Origin of the sequence: Litoribacter populi (assembly GCF_007483685.1) — a bacterium.
Lineage (GTDB): Bacteria > Bacteroidota > Bacteroidia > Cytophagales > Cyclobacteriaceae > Litoribacter > Litoribacter populi.
On sequence record NZ_VMKN01000001.1, the window covers coordinates 197047 to 213369 of the forward strand.

The window sequence follows — 16323 nt, forward strand, 5'->3', positions numbered from 1 at the left end:
TGGTTAAATGATGTTTTACCGATAAAAAGACAAGTTCAATGCCAAAGTGCTTAATTAAATTTTATTCCCATCAATTCCATAAGTTTATGTGCGTTAAAACTTGGGCAAGGGCCTTTTTTTATTTTGTAATCAAAGAGTATTTCATTCTCCCGAATGGTAGAATGGAAGCTATAATTCATTACTCCTTCAATTTTCAGGTCGGCCAGTTCAATATCATGGGTTGATATTATTCCCTTGCTATGGGTACTCCGAAGCTGATTAATTAATGCCTCACTACCCATTACGCGGTCTGTGGTATTAGTTCCTTTCAATATTTCGTCCAATAGGAAGAAAACCGGAAGGTCACTTTCCGCCTGGTCTAACAGTTTTTTGATCCTAGCCAATTCCGCATAAAAGGAACTCACGCTTTCTCCAAGGCTATCAGTGTTGCGCATACTGGTAAACAACTGGAAAGTTCCTGTGGAAAAGCTTTTTGCAAAAGGGCTCAAGCCCATACCTGCCAGCACGAGATTTACGCCAATTGTACGCATGAAGGTGGTTTTTCCAGACATGTTGCTACCGGTGAGCAGAACAATTTTTTCTCCCTCACAAAGGGCAAAATTATTCGGAATACACTTGTCAGGAAGCAAAAGGGGATGTTTTACACTTTCAGCTTTCAGGTTGAGCCCAGTTGTCCATTCCACTGGGGTATGGGTGCCCTCCTGATCTGTAAAGGCGGCAAGTGATACCAATACCTGCCATTCATTAAAGCAGGTTTGCCAAAAGTGGACATGGCTCTGATTTTTGGCTTTCCATCTTTCCAGTCTCCAAAGCACGATGTAATCAGTCCAAAAGAGGAAATTGAATACCAAGTACACCATGTTGGCGCGGTTTTGTACCATGAAGCTTTGTTGTTCTAGACTTTTAAGAGAATTTGAAGCCTTAAATTCTTTATCATATATCGGTTTTTGGAGCGTATTAAGTGTGTTGTCTTTAAAACTGACCCCTTCCAAAAGCCTCGCCCAAGCCGTAAAAGTTTTTAAATCTCCCTCATCAGGCATGACCTTGCCGGCAGCCATCAGCGGGCGCAATACCCAACTCAATGCAAATGCACCGATCAGTAACCAAAGTGAAAACCAGCCTGGTGTGATATATCCCAACACTGTAGCTCCCAAGACGCCTAATCCTACAATTGGCCCAATGACCAGAGGGATGTAAAAGAATTTTTTCCATTGATTGGCCGTATTGATCCATTCGTAAAATCCAGTTTTAGCCTTTTCTTCTCTAAGAAAAGCTTTGCCAAAGGCTTCAAAATGAAGCAAGAAGTCTTTTTTTGTGGATAACTCCTGAATAGCAGCATATCTTTCCTTAGATTTTGCTACAGGATGATACGCTTTCATTTCCTGGGCTAGTAAATATCTACCTTCTCCACTTACTGTGTGATTAAGTAGTTGAAAAAGAGAATGCTCTCCGAAAAGGTCGAGATCATTCGAAAAAGGGTGTTTTTTGTCCATAAACTCCTGCCCTTGGTCAAAGCGAGAAAGCTCACGTTTTTTTCGGGAAAGGTTTTCATCATTTACCGCCAGGATGGCTTTCAAAAAGGCCTGTCTGTCTTTAAGCTTATTAAATCTTTTGATGGAGAGGACAAAGAGGATGCTGACGGGGAAAAAGAGGAAAAGCACCCATTGTACCTCACTTAGGCCAATAATGATGATAGCCAACATGGAGAAAAATAGAACGAGTCTGGAAATGGAAAGGCCCGCTATTCTTTTGCTGGTTTTTTTGAGCGTTGTTTCGGGCTCTCTGTAGTTAAAATCTAGGATCATAGGCCAAATATAACTAATCTGTCAAATTATATGTTGGAAAAGGTGGGAGACCGGAGTCCGGAGACGGGAGACCGGAGAGGAATGAAAAAGCCCACTGGATAAGTGGGCTTTTTATGCTTAGTTGTTATTTTTCTCAGCAGAAAGGGTCAATTCTGGTTTACCTTCAGGAAAATAGTGATTGACATCTCTTTGAGGGAATGGCACCTCGATATCATTGGCTTCAAAAGCTTCTTTGATTGCCTCCATATTGTCCCAAAATACCGGCCAAAGGTCGGCTGCATTGGCCCAGCATCTTACACTGAGATCCAAGGAGCTGTCGCCGAAATTGGTGAAATAGACAACTGGAGCAGGATCTTCCAACACCCTTTCATCCTTTTTTAAAACATCAAGAACGATTTGACGCGTCTTTTTTAAATCCGTACCATAGGCAACCCCCAAGCTAAGTTCCACTCTTCGAGTAGGCTTCATAGAAAGATTGGTGATACTGGAATTGGCCAGTCCGCCATTCGGAATAATAACTACCTTGTTGTCAAAGTTTCTAACAGTGGTATAAAGAATATCAATTCTTTCCACACTTCCCAGGGTTCCTTGCGCTTCGATGGTATGCCCCACTTTAAATGGCTTGAAGATCAAAATCAACACCCCGCCTGCAAAATTGGAAAGTGATCCCTGCAAAGCAAGACCAATGGCCAAACCGGCAGCACCCAAAATAGCGATAAAGGATGTGATTGGGAAGCCCAGTGTGGAGGCAACTGCTAAAATTAGAACCACATAGAGAACCACGCGGATAAAACTGCTTAAGAATATGGCAAGGGAGGCTTCGATTTCATATTTGGTAAAGATATTATTGATGGTTTTGATCAAAAACCGAATAATATACATACCGATGAAATAATATATCAAAGCCAAAAGAATGTTTGGGACGACGATCCAGGCTGCGTCTATAGCCCTTCTGGTGAAATGTTCAATTGTGGCAATATCTAAATCTAAATCCATAATTTATCTAATGATGAAGGAAAGCCCAAAATTAAAAAGTTTGGGCAGATAAATAAAGGATTCGTCATGTTTTGCTTACTGCAGCCCAAGCACTTGCCAGCGAAACGCCCAGTTCCACTTAATGCTGTGCTTATCCCAGTCGGATAATCTCAAAATTTCCTCGAGCTCATCTTGGCGGAAACTTCTTAATACAGAAATGGGTCCGTCATTTTTGACCATAGGGGATTTTGAAAACATTTGGGTGAGCATTTTTATACTATAATATGCCAAGGGATGCCGGTGGAGGTCATTGATCACAAAGCCAAGCTTTGAATTAGCCTTAAAGTTTTTCAGCATAGTGATCAGCTCAGTGTTTGTAAAGTGGTGTGTAAACAGCGTACAGGTGATGATATCCAAAGGCTGATCGAGCAGCTCTGAATCAAATACATCTGCCACATGAAACTCCACATTTGGATATTCCACGAGATTTTTTTTTGCTAGTTCAATTATGTTTGGATTGGCATCCAAAGCATGAAATGTGGCGTGGATTCGGTTTCTTTCTGCCCATCGAGCCATCACCTTGATCATGTCCCCTTGCCCGCAACCGATGTCTGCGATTTGATAATGTGCTTGTGGATAACTTTTGATGATCTGCTCTAAACCGTTTGTAGAGACCTTATTGCCACCTAATAATCGGTTTATGATTTTAAGCTCTTTAAGAGTTTGGACCAGTTCATCACCACCACAGTTAAGGTCATCCATGAGCTCTCTTTCAAAACTTCTTTGCTTGAATTTACTCATCTTTTATCCAATAAAAGTGTTTCTAATGTCAAGCCCGGACCGAATCCCATGGCCAGGATTTCTCCAGGGTTGCCGGTTTGTTTCAGTATTTTTTCAAGCACAAATAGAATGGTGGCCGATGACATGTTGCCAAAATCCCTTAGCACCTGATGAGCAAAGCAGTTTTGCTCTGAGGCAATACCAAAGCTTTCTTCCACCTTTTTCAAAATCATCTTACCTCCAGGATGTATGGCGAAATTTTTAATTGTGGATAATTTGAATTTTTCCTCCAGTTTTTTGCCTAAGTCCTCAATTCCTTTTTCCAGCAATCCCGGGATATATTTACTCAGTTTCATTTCAAAGCCGAAGTCTCCGATATGCCAGGCCATGTCGCCTTCTCCTTCCCTCACCAGATTGCTCTGGTAATCTTTGATGGCTATACCTTCTTTGGAATTGGCCACTAGCGCTGACGCGGCACCGTCACCGAAGAGCGCATTGGCCAAAAGATTGTCTTCATTGTATTCTTTCTGAAAGTGAATGGTACAAAGTTCCACACAAGCGAGCACTACTTTGGCATCGGGGTCACTGTCACAGATTCTGTCGGCCATTTTTATTGCTGTGAAGGCTGCATAGCAACCCATAAAGTGAATACAATACCGCTCCACGGTATCGTTAAACCCCATTTTCTCCATGATTTCCAATTCCAAGCCGGGGGCGTACATCCCTGTGCAACTCACTAAAATCAGGTGAGTAACTTCCTCAGGTTTCACTTGCGAAGTAGAAAGGCAATTGCTGATAGCTTCCACGGCAAGCTTTGGTGCCTCTTTTCGGAAGACCTGCATTCTGTCCTTGGTGGAGGGAAATGGTTCTAAGTCGGCCGAGTTTGGGAAAAAGTTGAAATCCTTAAAATCACTTTTTTCAAAATCATTCAATACGCTGAAGCGGGTTTCAATTCCGGATTGGTTATAGACAAATTGTAATTTTCTGGCATCTACAGGTCCCAGCGAATGGGCCATTTTCATGAATTCGCCGATGGATCTTTGGCGAATGGCCTTCCCGGGGTTAGCCGTACCGATGGAAATTATGGAGTTATTCATTAAATTGATTTAAATGCCTATATTGATTATTGAAAACTTGCTAACAGCCCCAACTTAACTTTTCCTTTTGCCTATATGTTTAAACTCTCCAATTGGAAGCTCCTTAGAATATCCTTTTCCTTTTACCTCTTGCCGGTTTTTCTTTTTTCCCTGGCTCATGCGCCAAATTTAGATGGGTTCAGATTATTAGTAACCTTTTTGGCCTTGCACCTTTTCCTCTACCCTTCGAGCAATGCCTACAATAGCTTTTATGATAAAGATGAAAAGAGCATAGCTGGCATCAAAAATCCTCCTAAAGTAACACCGGGTTTGTTATACTTATCCTTTATCTTTTTGTTAATGGCGCTTGTTTTGGGAATGTGGATTAATATGGCTTTTGCAGGTATGATGTTGTTATATGCACTTATTTCAATGGCCTATAGCCATCCCGCCATTCGCCTTAAAAAATACCCGATTTTGGGTTGGTTAACGGCTGGGTTTTTTCAAGGGCTATTTACGTTTGCGATGGCTTATGCTGGGCTCAATGGTTTTGGGTGGAATGTTTTCGAGAAAAGCCATATTTTTATCCCCGGCCTACTTACCAGCCTCATGATCTTGGGCAACTATCCCCTCACGCAGGTTTACCAGCATGAGGAAGATGGTGAGAGGGGGGATGAGACCATGAGTATATTTTTAGGTTATTCAGGTACTTTCGTGTTTTCTTCCGTGTGGTTTTTGGTTGCAGGTGCCGGATTTATTTTCTATTTCTTGGGTCAATCGCATGCCTGGGCTGTTTGGGGCTTTTTGGCTGGGGTGGCTCCGGCTATCTTGTTCTTCTATACCTGGTTTTACTTTGTGAAAAAAAATCCGGTCAAATACGCCACCTATCCCTGGGCCATGTGGATGATCCGTCTTTCAGCATTTGGCCTGAATGTGTTTTTCATTTATTATTTCCTTGAGCGAACCCAAGTGCTTCAGGTAATCTAATCCTCAAAGCCAAAAGCCAATCCATGCGTTCTTTTCATAATGGATCTACCAGCCGGAGGAAATGTCCTAAGCAACCCAACAGCAAGATTGGCTGATAATTCCGAGCCGAACAGCTTTTGAACCTTTCTGCCTATCCACAGTCTGCATTGAAACTGTTGGGACCAATTGGTTGCGTACCATTTTTCTATGTCTGTTCTTTCTGAATTGTGGATAATTGCCTCGGCTGCGAGTTTTCCCGAATGAATGGCGATGGCCATGCCGTTGCCACAAAGTGGAGTTATCAACCCAGCTGCGTCTCCAGCCATAAGGATATGATCCACTACCGGTGCTTTTTTTGAGAAATCTACCTCATTGATTACTACAGGTTTGTCGAGAATCATTTCGCTGTTGTGGAAAAGTTCTTTTATAAAGGGGTTTTCGAAAAGGTAGGTTTTTTCCATACTCTCAATCGATCCAGCCTTTCGCAGTTGCTCCTTGTCGCCCAAATAACACACATTGTAGGTCCCATTTTCGATTTTGTTGATGCCTAGGTATCCTCCATTGTAATTGTGAAGGGCGACGGTGTCATCGGGAAAGTCGGTTTTGACGTGGTATTTGATGCCAATGAATGGGCTGCGGTTTTCCATAAATGGCCGATGTAAGGCTTTGTCCATGCGTGATCTTTTGCCGAAGGCTCCTATGACGTGATCTGTATAGAAGGATTCACCGTTTTTAAGGGAAAGTGAAAAAGTGTTCTCTTTTTCCAAAAAGCCGGTTTCCAAAACTTCTGTCTTGAGGAGGAATGTTACACCGGCCTCTTTACATTTTTCAAATAAAAATTGGTCAAATGCATACCTGCTCAGCCCGAAACCTCCCATATCCAATGGCATTTCTACTTTTTTCCCACTTGGGGAAGTAAGAAGAAACCGTGATATTTCATTGGGGCCTAAATGGCTGGGGTAAAGTCCCATGCTTTGCAAAAAAGGCTTAACCTCATTGGAGATATACTCGCCGCAAACTCGATGAAAGGGGTAGGTTTGCTTTTCCACAAGCGTGACTTGATGACTTTTTTTAGCCAGTAAATAGGCGGCTGTAAGGCCAGCAAGCCCTCCACCGATAATCACAACCTTCTGTTTTTGAGTCATGCAGACCTTTTAAGAGTTTCATATACCGTTTATCAAAAATGACAAACTATATAGATAGGGTTTTTAATATAAGTCATATTTTGTGCCTTGCAACGAAATTATCAACCCAATAAATAATAAGATGTTTTCATCCCGGAATTTAAAACATGTAGTCATTGGCTCTTTACTTGTCGGTGCTGTCTTCGCTTCAGAGGACGTGCAAGCACAACGCAAGAAAAAGAAAAAAGAGGCCGAAACTGCAGCGGCTCAAGCAAAACCAGCGGCCAGCAAGAATGGAATTAAGCCTTATGGCGAAGTAATTACCTCCAAGGCTAAAACCAAAGAAGGCCTTTTTACCGTTCATGATATGGACGGAAAGTATTTCTATGAAATTGCAGATTCTTTGATCGGAAGAGAAATGCTGATTGTAACCACGATTGCCAAAACTGCCGAAGGCATAGGTTATGGTGGAGAGCGTACCAATACTCAAATGGTGAGATGGGACCGTGGAAATGGTAACCGCATCAACTTGAAGTTGGTCAGCTATAAAAACACTGCTTCTGATTCATTACCGATTTACCAAGCGGTGAAAAATTCCAACTTGGAGCCAATCATCCATTCTTTCGACATCAAGGCCAAATCCAAGGATGGAGAAGGCGTGGTGATCGAGGCTACTGATCTTTACAGCAAAGATGTTCAGGCTTTGGGTCTTCCAAAAAACAGGAGAGAAAGCTATAAAGTGACTCGTCTTGACGGGGACCGTTCTTATATCGAACATATCCACACTTACCCGATCAACATCGAGAGTAGGTACATCATGACTTATTTGGCTAACAACCCACCTTCCAATTCTAGCACCGGTTCTATTACTGTGGAAATGAACAGCTCCATGTTGTTGCTTCCAAAGGAGCCTATGAAACAGCGTTTGGCTGACAGAAGAGTGGGTTGGTTCAATACCTCGGTAACCGATTATGGCTTGGACGAGCAAAGAGCTACTAAAAGAACCTACTTGGACAGATGGAGACTTGAAGTAAAAGACGAGGACATCGAGAAATTCAATGCTGGTGAATTGGTAGAGCCTAAGAAGCCGATTGTCTATTACATTGATCCTGCTACTCCTGATAAGTGGAGACCTTTCCTTAAGCAAGGTGTAGAGGACTGGAACCGTGCTTTTGAAGCCGCAGGTTTCAAGAATGCTATCCAGGCTAAAGATGCCCCTACTCCTGAAGAAGATCCGGGATGGAGCCCAGAGGATGCCAGATATTCTGTGATCCGTTATTTCGCCTCTGATATCCAAAATGCATACGGACCTCACGTGTCTGATCCAAGATCCGGTGAAATTCTGGAATCTGATATCGGATGGTATCACAATGTGATGAACCTGTTGAGAAACTGGTATTTCATTCAGACTGCAGCAGTAAACCCAGATGCTAGAAGTGTGAAATTCAAAGATGATGTAATGGGACGACTGATCAGGTTTGTGTCTGCTCACGAAGTGGGACACACCTTAGGTTTGCCGCATAATTTTGCTTCTTCCAATGCTATCCCTGTGGATTCTTTGCGTTCGGCAGAATTTACTCAGAAATATGGTACGGCGCCATCAATCATGGATTACGCCAGATTTAATTATGTTGCCCAACCGGAAGATAAAGGAGTAAGCCTTTTCCCTGACGTAGGGGTATATGATAAATATGCTATTTCTTGGGGTTATAGACCAATATTGGATGCTGAGACTCCAGAAGACGAGCAAACTATCCTGAACGAGTGGATAACGTCCAAAAATGGTGATCCGCTTTACCGTTATGGTCGTCAGGGCAACTCTTATGATCCAAGTGCACAAAGCGAAGACTTAGGAGATAACGCCATGTTGGCCTCTGACTACGGAATCAAGAACTTGAAGCGCATCATGCCTAACTTGGTTGAGTGGACTTATGAAGAAGACAAGCCGTTCAAAGATTACACAGACTTGAATGAAATGTACGGCCAGGTAATCGGACAATACAACCGTTACATGGGGCACGTGAAGACCAACGTTGGTGGTGTTTACGAACGTTATAAATCTACTGGTGATGGTGAGGGAGTGTATACTCATACTGACAAAGCCACTCAGAAAGAAGCGGTGAAATTCCTTAACCAAGAGCTGTTTGCTACTCCTAGCTGGTTGATCGACAATGAGATTACTGCTAGAACTGCCGATTTCGGTGCATTGGAGAAAATCAGAGGTATCCAGGTAGGAACGCTTAACAGTATCCTTGACCATGGAAGACTCGGCCGTTTGATTGAAAATGAAGCTATCAATGGCAGCAATGCTTATAATATGGTTGAGCTTTTTGATGACCTTCGTTCTGGAATCTGGACTGAGCTTAATGCTGGTAAGCAGATAGACGTGTACAGAAGAGCTCTTCAGAGAGCCCACTTGGAAAGATTGGAAGCTTTGATGACTAAAGACGAGCCAAATGTTCCGGCTAGTTACAGAAGGTTTGTGGGTCCTCAGATCAACGCTTCCCAGTCGGATATCCGTCCGGTTGTGAGAGGTGAACTGAAAACCCTTCAAAAGCAAGTAAAAGCTGCAATCCCAAGAACATCCGACAGAGTGTCCAAACTACACCTAGAGGATGCTTTGGAAAGGATAAATGTTATTTTAAATCCGAAAGCCTAATCAATTGGGGAGTCCTTGACTCCCCTTTTTTTTTATAGTGCATATCCATAATTTTCCCTGTAAACGCCAAAACCAAAAAGATCCATGGCCGGTATCTACAATGGCCGCTATTTCCGTCTTCCGTCTTCGGTCTTCCGTCTTTTAAGTCATATTTCTTACATACCTTTTTTAAAGTCAGACATTAGAATTATTTTTACGTCTATACCGTTGAACAGTTAGTAAACCAAATTCCAGGACATGACTTTAAAAACTTCAGATATCCTTCGGGAAAATAAACTTAGGGTTACCAGCTGTAGAAGAGATGTGTTAACGACTTTTCTAAAACGTCAGGAAGCTCTTTCCCATGCCGACCTTGAAGAAGAGTTAAAGGAGAATTTCGACAGGGTTACAATTTATAGGACTTTGAAGACTTTTTTGGAAAATGATATGGTGCACAAGGTTCTTGATGATAGTGGGGCAACAAAATATGCTCTTTGCATGCACGAACATCAGGATAGCAGTGTCCATCATCACCACAATCATGATCATGTCCATTTCAAATGTGAAAAATGCGGCAAAACCAACTGTATTGAAGAACTCACCCTTCCTTCTATTACTTTACCCAAGGGTTACGTAGGCAAAGAAATGAACCTGTTGGTTCAAGGGGTGTGTGACAAATGTAGTTGAGACGGGAGACGGGTGACCGAAGACCGAAGAGCGAAGACCGAATACTCCTTCAAAGCATTGGTGTAGGCGTTTTACGTTTAGGCACATCACTTGGCCATATTACTCCTGGTGGCAAATCAATTTTTGGCGGGGTCATATCCTCCACACCTCCATCTCCATCATCTGCGTCGTTGTTACGGTTATTGAAGCGAGCTTTTGTCATGGTTGCTACAAAATAGATCAACACCACATAGGCAAGCGCACACAAAACCAGATCGATAAATAAGCTGCTCATGGTTAAAAGTTATTTTATATTTCTACGCGAATATGTTTTAATCCTCAAAAACCTAACCATAAGCAGTTTGGCTTTGTTGGGAATTGGCTAAAATATCCTAGCATTTGGGAGATAATTTGGTTTATAGCCGATATCATCAGATATTTGCGTCAAATTTTATCGCCATGATTATCAAAACCAAAAAATATAAATTAGAAACGGGTACTTATATCAAGCTAGGACTTAGAAATGTCTTCAAGGAACAGTGGTGGGTGATTTTGATCGCTTTGGCCATTGCTGCTGGATATTTCTGGATTGCGTCTTGGTGGTGGATAAGTATGGCGATATTGGCCTACGTACTTTATTTGTTGTTTTGGGTTATCCAGTTTGCAGGAGTTACGCAAATGGAGCAAAATAAAGTCATGTTTGAAAAACTCGCCTATGAGATCGACAGCCGCCAGGTGCTGATGAAAGTCAACCCCAAACAAGGCATGCCGATTAATTGGGACATGATCAAACAGGCCTATGTGGATAAAGATGCCTATGTACTGATTATGTCTAAAGCCCAGTTTATCCACCTTCCCTATCGGATTTTCAATACCGATAATGAGAAGAAGTTCATGGAGACTATTTTGAGGAGAAAAGGGCTAATCAAAGCATCAGAGAAGTGATTTTGTCGGATGTCAGATGTCGGATGACCGATGAAACATCCGACATCGGTCATCCGTCATCTTACAATATTTCTAGTGTGGCGACTTTGCCGTCTGCTCCGGAGGCCCAGATTGAGCCGTTGGATTTGGATCTTTTGACGGTATGGAAGCTCTCAGTACCCAGACTTTCCCAGTGTTCTCCACCATTAGTGCTGTAATCGGTTCCACTCGGGCCCACGGCAACTACCCAATGTAATCTGGGATAATAAGCCACTCCAGATCTGTAGCCCGATGGGGTATTACCCTTGTTTGGTTCCCAAGTTAGACCGTTATCATGTGATAAGGTGACATTAGCCGTATGGTTATTCGGATCCTCAAAGTCGCCACCTACCGCGATAATGTTGCTATTGTCGATAATGGTCAGGCTAAAAATGCCTTGTGATGCTTCCCCTTGGGTCATTGGCGTATGGGTGACGGCCCATTGGTCCCCTCTATTGTGCGAATAGTAAATGTTGCTTTCTTTTCCGCCGCTGGCCAAATAAAGATTGTCCTGATCTACTACCATGATAGATCCGCTAGCGGCAAATCCAGCTTCTCCCTCGATTGCTTTTGGGGAGGATTCTGATCTTATCCAGGTATCGCCACCATCTTCTGTTTTTATGATCGTCCATTTTCCATTGATGGGGTCCCCATAGGCATAGCCAATTTTATCATTTCTGAAGGCCATTCCGTTTAAGAAGTCGTCTGCCTTGCCTTGATATACATTTTTCCAGTTTTCCCCACCATCGGTGGTTTTATAGATCACAGCCGGCTGTCCAGCAGATATGGCAATGGCCGTGCTAGCATCAAAACCTTCAATGTCCCTAAAATCCACCGTGTCCAGACCATCGATAACTCCATGTTTCCAACTCTTACCACCATCCATGGTTAATAGCCAGGTGCCGTCTGCGCCGCTGGCCCACACAATATGCTCAGTAACAGGTGACAAACCTCTCAAGGATACATCTACTGGCGTATCCATCATCAACCAGTTACCTGGTTCGGGATTTTCTACGGCTACTTTTGCCCCGCAGGAAAGAATATGGAGAGTCCCCCAAATCAAGGACATGGCAAATAATAGTTTTTTCATATTGGGGTAAAAAAGTAATTGCTAATGATTCAAAGATGATTCTCTCAGGTATTTACCAGTATAGTTGTCTTGCTCTTCCAAAAGTTCCTCGGGAGTACCCTCAAAAGTCAAAAAGCCGCCTTTATCGCCACCTTCCGGCCCAAGATCTATTACCCAGTCAGCCGATTTGATTACTTCGGTATTATGTTCAATGATAATAACCGAATGGCCCTGGTCGATCAAGGCATTAATGGAATGCAGCAGTTTCTTGATGTCATGAAAGTGCAGCCCTGTGGTGGGCTCATCAAATATGAACAAGATATGCTCATCCATCTTAGAGGTATTCTTCCCCAAATAAGAAGCCAACTTTACACGTTGTGCCTCACCACCACTCAAGGTATTGGAGGATTGTCCTAGGCCTATATAGCCTAAGCCAACTTCCCAAAGTGGTTCCAATTTGTTGATAATTGCTGGCTTGTCTTTAAAGAAATCCATAGCTTCCTCAATAGTAAGGTCCAATACCTCAGAAATGTCCTTATCATTGAATTTAACATCGAGGATCTCATTTTTAAACCTTTTTCCCTTGCAGGATTCACAAGTCAGATAGATATCGGCCATAAACTGCATTTCAATCTTCTGGGTGCCTTCACCTTGACAGGCTTCACAACGTCCCCCATCCACATTGAAACTAAAGAAAGCAGGCTTGTAGCCCCTTTGCTTTGCTGTTGGCTGATCGGAGTAAAGGTTCCGGATGGCATCATAGGCCTTCACGTAGGTTACCGGATTGGACCTTGAGGACTTGCCGATCGGGTTTTGATCCACAAATTCTATTTGGGTGATCTTTTTGTAATCACCTTCCAGTTTATCAAACTTGCCCGTTTCTTCGCTGACTGTGCCCAGAATTTTGCCTATGGATGGATAAAGCACCTTTTTGATCAGCGTAGACTTACCCGAACCGCTGACTCCAGTGACCACGGTGAGTACTCCTAAAGGGAAGCTAACCGTAAGATTTTTGAGGTTGTTTTCCCTTGCACCTTTGATGGTAAATTTGTTTTTCCACCCTCGGGTAGATTTGTTGAAAGCGATTTTTTCCTCACCTTTTAGGTACTTGGCCGTGTAGGTATTTCCTTCAGTAAGGAGGGATTCTAGGTTTCCTTGAAAAACAAGCTCTCCGCCATGGGTTCCTGCTTCCGGTCCGATATCGATGATCTCATCTGCGGCTTTCATGATTTTTTCTTCATGCTCCACCACTATTACGGTATTGCCCATATCCCGCAAGCTTTCCAGCACGGTGATCAAGCGATCGGTGTCCCTTGGATGCAAGCCGATGCTAGGCTCATCCAGGATATACATTGAGCCAACCAGGGCACTGCCAAGGGAAGTGGCCAACTTTATCCGCTGATATTCTCCGCCAGAAAGTGTGGAGGTCAGGCGGTTCAAAGTCAAGTAAACCAATCCCACCTTATTGATATATTCCAGCCTATTGATGATTTCCTTAAGTAGGCGATTGGCTACTTTTTCCTCCTGTGGGGTAAGTTTTATGCTTTGAAAATGCTCGTATGCTTTTTCCGTCGGCATCAATACCACGTCAATTATGCTATGATTGTCAATCTTGACATATGAGGCATCCTTTCTCAATCGCGTGCCCTTACAGTCTGGACAGGTAGTTCTTCCACGGTAGCGAGAAAGCATTACCCTATACTGGATTTTATGCGTTTTGCTCTGGAGGTGGGCAAAAAAGTCATTTAAGCCCTGAAAATACTTATTGCCGGTCCAGATGAGTTGTTTATGTTCTTCGTCCAGGTCTTCATAAGCGCGATGTATGGGGAAGTCAAAGTTGATCCCATTTTTAATCAGAGGCTCCACCCACTTCTTGGAGCTTTCCCCTCTCCATGGGGCAATGGCGCCCTCATAAACTGAAAGGCTTTTGTCAGGAATGACCAGATCATCGTTGATTCCCAGTACTGAACCGAAACCCTCACAGGTTTTGCAGGCCCCATAGGGGTTATTAAAGCTAAAAAAGTTAACCGATGGATGCTCAAAGGTCATCCCGTCAAGTTCAAATCTATCGTTGAAGGTTTTTTCACCTTTTCCAGGAAGCATGATATGGCATTCTCCATGGCCCTCGTAAAAAGCAGTTTGCACACTGTCTGAGATCCTAAACTGGTTATCTTCATCCTCCTTCTGCACCGTCACGCGGTCGATGAGGATTTCATAATCCCCTTTGGGGAAATCGTCGCTTTCCAAGAGGTCTTCTACATAATAGGCTTCTCCGTCAATTAAAATCCTGCTGAACCCTTTTTGAAGTAGTATTTCAAGCTCTTTCTTAACGGTTCGATCTGCCGCAATCTGTAGAGGGCAGCTGATCATCACTTTCGAGTCTTCCTCGAAACTGTGGATATAATCAACGACGTCCGTAACCGTATTGTGTTTCACTTCTTCTCCAGAAATGGGTGATATGGTGCGCCCGATACGGCTGTAAAGAAGTTTTAGGTAATCGTATATCTCTGTTGAGGTGCCTACAGTGGACCTGGGATTCCGGGTGTTGACCTTCTGTTGTATGGCAATGGCTGGGGAGACTCCTTTAATGTATTCCACTTCGGGCTTTTCCATACGGCCAAGAAACTGGCGGGCATAGGAACTTAGACTTTCCACGTACATCCTTTGGCCTTCGGCAAAGAGGGTGTCAAATGCCAGGGAGGATTTGCCAGATCCTGATAGTCCGGTCACCACCACCAGTTTGTTTCTGGGGATGGCCACGCTCAAACTCTTCAGGTTGTTGACTTTGGCGTTTTTGATAATGATGTAGGATCGGGGGTCAAGCTCTTCCAAAGCTCCGTGGTGGTGTTGCATGCTTTTGTCCATAAATACAAATATACCTACCAAACACGGCAAATGGTAATTTTGTTGAAAAGCCTATTCTTGAAGAAAGGCAATTTTTCTTAGTATATTCATAATGTTAAAATATGTTAAAAGCAAAATATAATTTTATACGCCGTTGAGTTGCTTTCTTTTGGTTTTCAACTAGTTAATTGGTAAATTTATCTATCAACTAATATAAAGCACTTTTGAATTGCATTTTTCTGAGTTTGGTGGCATTTGCTTTGCGCCTTGAAAAGGTTTTGTCAAACTTTCATCAATTTAGATAATTCTGCAGGTATTGTATAAACCGATGATAATTTTGTGATAAATTATTTTATCATTTATTTGGATAGAAAAAATTTAGATAATTGATTGCGTTGTATTTTTCTAATATATACATTTGGATTCTTAGATATTTGTTTCACCATCAAAATCACAATATGGGATAAACCTCTACGTTATTTTAAAAGTTAGAATTTATGAGTAAAAGGTTAGGGCCTAAGGACAGCGAACTTATCGCACAATATAGAAATGGTAGCGAAGTTGCATTTGAGTTATTGGTAGATAAGTATAAATCCAGGGTATTTACGACAATTTACATGATCGTAAAGGATCAGGGTGTGGCAGAGGATTTACTACAGGACGTATTTGTCAAGGTAGTACAGACATTAAATTCCGATCGTTATAACGAAGAAGGAAAATTCCAGCCATGGTTGATGAGAATAGCTCACAACTTGGCCATTGATTATTTTAGAAAGATGAAAAGGTACCCATCCATAGTCATGGAGGACGGTTCCAATTTGTTTAATACGCTGAAGTTTGCCGATGAGTCTGTGGAAGACCTCCAAGTGAAGGACGAAACCCATAAACTGGTTAGGCAGCTTGTTGACGAACTGCCGGAGACGCAGAAACAGGTGCTGATTATGAGGCATTATATGGATCTGAGCTTCCAGGAGATAGCTGAGCAGACCGGGGTAAGTATCAATACTGCTCTAGGCCGCATGCGCTATGCTTTAATCAACATGCGGAAGAAGATGAAACAGATAAATTTTGCCTATGACAAAATCTTTTACCCCAAATGATCTGGTAAGCTACATTTACCAAGAGTTGAGTGAAACCGAGAGTGATCAACTTACCCAGGCTCTTCATGCCGATGAAGCTCTTATGGAGCAATACATTGAACTTCGAAGCGCCATAGATCAACTCGATCAAGTTTTTATGGAGCCCTCTGAAAAAGTAGTGGATGCCATCAAATTAAAATGTCTGACCAAAGAGAACGTCTGATTTTAAAATAAGAAATTAATTATATCACCACCCAAGTTCATTCTTGGGTGGTTTTTTTGTGGCTGGAGGAGAGAATAATTGTTAATTTGCAAAAAGGGACGGGGAGTTACTCAGA

General features: G+C 42.6%; 14 protein-coding genes. 6 read left to right on the forward strand and 8 right to left on the reverse strand.

The window, feature by feature from the left end:
- Positions 1–50 precede the first annotated feature (50 nt).
- From FPL27_RS00940 to FPL27_RS00955, 4 genes are all read right to left on the reverse strand, one after another.
- Entirely contained in the window at positions 51–1805 is a 1755-nt protein-coding gene (locus tag FPL27_RS00940; protein ID WP_143959301.1) for a MutS-related protein, read from the reverse strand.
- Between the two features lie 117 nt (positions 1806–1922).
- The gene (locus FPL27_RS00945) at positions 1923–2801 is read right to left on the reverse strand and encodes a mechanosensitive ion channel family protein (RefSeq protein ID WP_143959302.1); all 879 of its coding nucleotides are present in this window, start codon (positions 2799–2801) and stop codon (positions 1923–1925) included.
- Positions 2802–2876: 75 nt separating this feature from the next.
- Positions 2877–3581: a methyltransferase domain-containing protein gene (locus tag FPL27_RS00950; RefSeq protein WP_143959303.1), complete on the reverse strand. Its 705-nt coding sequence runs from the start codon at positions 3579–3581 to the stop codon at positions 2877–2879.
- Positions 3578–4657, reverse strand: a complete 1080-nt coding sequence (locus tag FPL27_RS00955) for a type III polyketide synthase (RefSeq protein WP_143959304.1) — start codon at positions 4655–4657, stop codon at positions 3578–3580. The genes FPL27_RS00950 and FPL27_RS00955 overlap by 4 nt, the downstream gene beginning before the upstream one ends.
- 75 nt (positions 4658–4732) lie before the next feature.
- Between FPL27_RS00955 and FPL27_RS00960 the strand changes: the two genes are divergently transcribed.
- The gene (locus tag FPL27_RS00960; RefSeq protein ID WP_143959305.1) at positions 4733–5623 is read left to right on the forward strand and encodes a UbiA family prenyltransferase; all 891 of its coding nucleotides are present in this window, start codon (positions 4733–4735) and stop codon (positions 5621–5623) included.
- Here FPL27_RS00960 and FPL27_RS00965 read toward each other — a convergent pair.
- Entirely contained in the window at positions 5620–6747 is a 1128-nt protein-coding gene (locus FPL27_RS00965; protein WP_143959306.1) for an NAD(P)/FAD-dependent oxidoreductase, read from the reverse strand. The genes FPL27_RS00960 and FPL27_RS00965 overlap by 4 nt on opposite strands.
- Before the next feature lie 121 nt (positions 6748–6868).
- Between FPL27_RS00965 and FPL27_RS00970 the strand changes: the two genes are divergently transcribed.
- Both FPL27_RS00970 and FPL27_RS00975 read left to right on the forward strand, forming a co-directional pair.
- A complete protein-coding gene (locus FPL27_RS00970) occupies positions 6869–9385 on the forward strand; it encodes a zinc-dependent metalloprotease (RefSeq protein WP_143959307.1) in 2517 nt (838 codons plus the stop codon).
- 237 nt (positions 9386–9622) lie between these two features.
- Positions 9623–10051: a Fur family transcriptional regulator gene (locus tag FPL27_RS00975; RefSeq protein WP_143959308.1), complete on the forward strand. Its 429-nt coding sequence runs from the start codon at positions 9623–9625 to the stop codon at positions 10049–10051.
- A 49-nt stretch (positions 10052–10100) separates the two neighbouring features.
- Here FPL27_RS00975 and FPL27_RS00980 read toward each other — a convergent pair whose 3' ends face one another.
- On the reverse strand, positions 10101–10325 hold the full coding sequence (locus FPL27_RS00980; RefSeq protein ID WP_143959309.1) for a hypothetical protein: 225 nt from the start codon (positions 10323–10325) through the stop codon (positions 10101–10103).
- A 164-nt stretch (positions 10326–10489) separates the two neighbouring features.
- On the opposite strand from FPL27_RS00980, the gene FPL27_RS00985 reads away from it, so the two are divergent.
- Positions 10490–10975 (forward strand): YcxB family protein, encoded by a 486-nt coding sequence (locus FPL27_RS00985; RefSeq protein ID WP_143959310.1) that lies wholly within the window; start codon positions 10490–10492, stop codon positions 10973–10975.
- A 61-nt stretch (positions 10976–11036) separates the two neighbouring features.
- Here FPL27_RS00985 and FPL27_RS00990 read toward each other — a convergent pair whose 3' ends face one another.
- On the reverse strand, positions 11037–12083 hold the full coding sequence (locus FPL27_RS00990; protein WP_143959311.1) for a WD40/YVTN/BNR-like repeat-containing protein: 1047 nt from the start codon (positions 12081–12083) through the stop codon (positions 11037–11039).
- 21 nt (positions 12084–12104) lie between these two features.
- Positions 12105–14927: an excinuclease ABC subunit UvrA gene (uvrA, locus tag FPL27_RS00995; RefSeq protein ID WP_143959312.1), complete on the reverse strand. Its 2823-nt coding sequence runs from the start codon at positions 14925–14927 to the stop codon at positions 12105–12107.
- A 476-nt stretch (positions 14928–15403) separates the two neighbouring features.
- On the opposite strand from uvrA, the gene FPL27_RS01000 reads away from it, so the two are divergent.
- Both FPL27_RS01000 and FPL27_RS01005 read left to right on the forward strand, forming a co-directional pair.
- Positions 15404–16006: an RNA polymerase sigma factor gene (locus FPL27_RS01000; protein ID WP_143959313.1), complete on the forward strand. Its 603-nt coding sequence runs from the start codon at positions 15404–15406 to the stop codon at positions 16004–16006.
- Positions 15981–16208 carry an anti-sigma factor gene (locus tag FPL27_RS01005; RefSeq protein ID WP_143959314.1) on the forward strand — a complete coding sequence of 76 codons (228 nt, stop codon included), beginning with the start codon at positions 15981–15983 and terminating at the stop codon, positions 16206–16208. Before FPL27_RS01000 ends, FPL27_RS01005 begins: the two co-directional genes overlap by 26 nt.
- Positions 16209–16323 lie beyond the last annotated feature (115 nt).

Bases quoted from the DNA above. Each gene is read 5' to 3' on its own strand.
- FPL27_RS00940 (WP_143959301.1), bottom strand. From the start codon at position 1,805: ATGATCCTAGATTTTAACTACAGAGAGCCCGAAACAACGCTCAAAAAA.
- FPL27_RS00945 (WP_143959302.1), bottom strand. From the start codon at position 2,801: ATGGATTTAGATTTAGATATTGCCACAATTGAACATTTCACCAGAAGG.
- FPL27_RS00950 (WP_143959303.1), bottom strand. From the start codon at position 3,581: ATGAGTAAATTCAAGCAAAGAAGTTTTGAAAGAGAGCTCATGGATGAC.
- FPL27_RS00955 (WP_143959304.1), bottom strand. From the start codon at position 4,657: ATGAATAACTCCATAATTTCCATCGGTACGGCTAACCCCGGGAAGGCC.
- FPL27_RS00960 (WP_143959305.1), top strand. From the start codon at position 4,733: ATGTTTAAACTCTCCAATTGGAAGCTCCTTAGAATATCCTTTTCCTTT.
- FPL27_RS00965 (WP_143959306.1), bottom strand. From the start codon at position 6,747: ATGACTCAAAAACAGAAGGTTGTGATTATCGGTGGAGGGCTTGCTGGC.
- FPL27_RS00970 (WP_143959307.1), top strand. From the start codon at position 6,869: ATGTTTTCATCCCGGAATTTAAAACATGTAGTCATTGGCTCTTTACTT.
- FPL27_RS00975 (WP_143959308.1), top strand. From the start codon at position 9,623: ATGACTTTAAAAACTTCAGATATCCTTCGGGAAAATAAACTTAGGGTT.
- FPL27_RS00980 (WP_143959309.1), bottom strand. From the start codon at position 10,325: ATGAGCAGCTTATTTATCGATCTGGTTTTGTGTGCGCTTGCCTATGTG.
- FPL27_RS00985 (WP_143959310.1), top strand. From the start codon at position 10,490: ATGATTATCAAAACCAAAAAATATAAATTAGAAACGGGTACTTATATC.
- FPL27_RS00990 (WP_143959311.1), bottom strand. From the start codon at position 12,083: ATGAAAAAACTATTATTTGCCATGTCCTTGATTTGGGGGACTCTCCAT.
- uvrA (WP_143959312.1), bottom strand. From the start codon at position 14,927: ATGGACAAAAGCATGCAACACCACCACGGAGCTTTGGAAGAGCTTGAC.
- FPL27_RS01000 (WP_143959313.1), top strand. From the start codon at position 15,404: ATGAGTAAAAGGTTAGGGCCTAAGGACAGCGAACTTATCGCACAATAT.
- FPL27_RS01005 (WP_143959314.1), top strand. From the start codon at position 15,981: ATGACAAAATCTTTTACCCCAAATGATCTGGTAAGCTACATTTACCAA.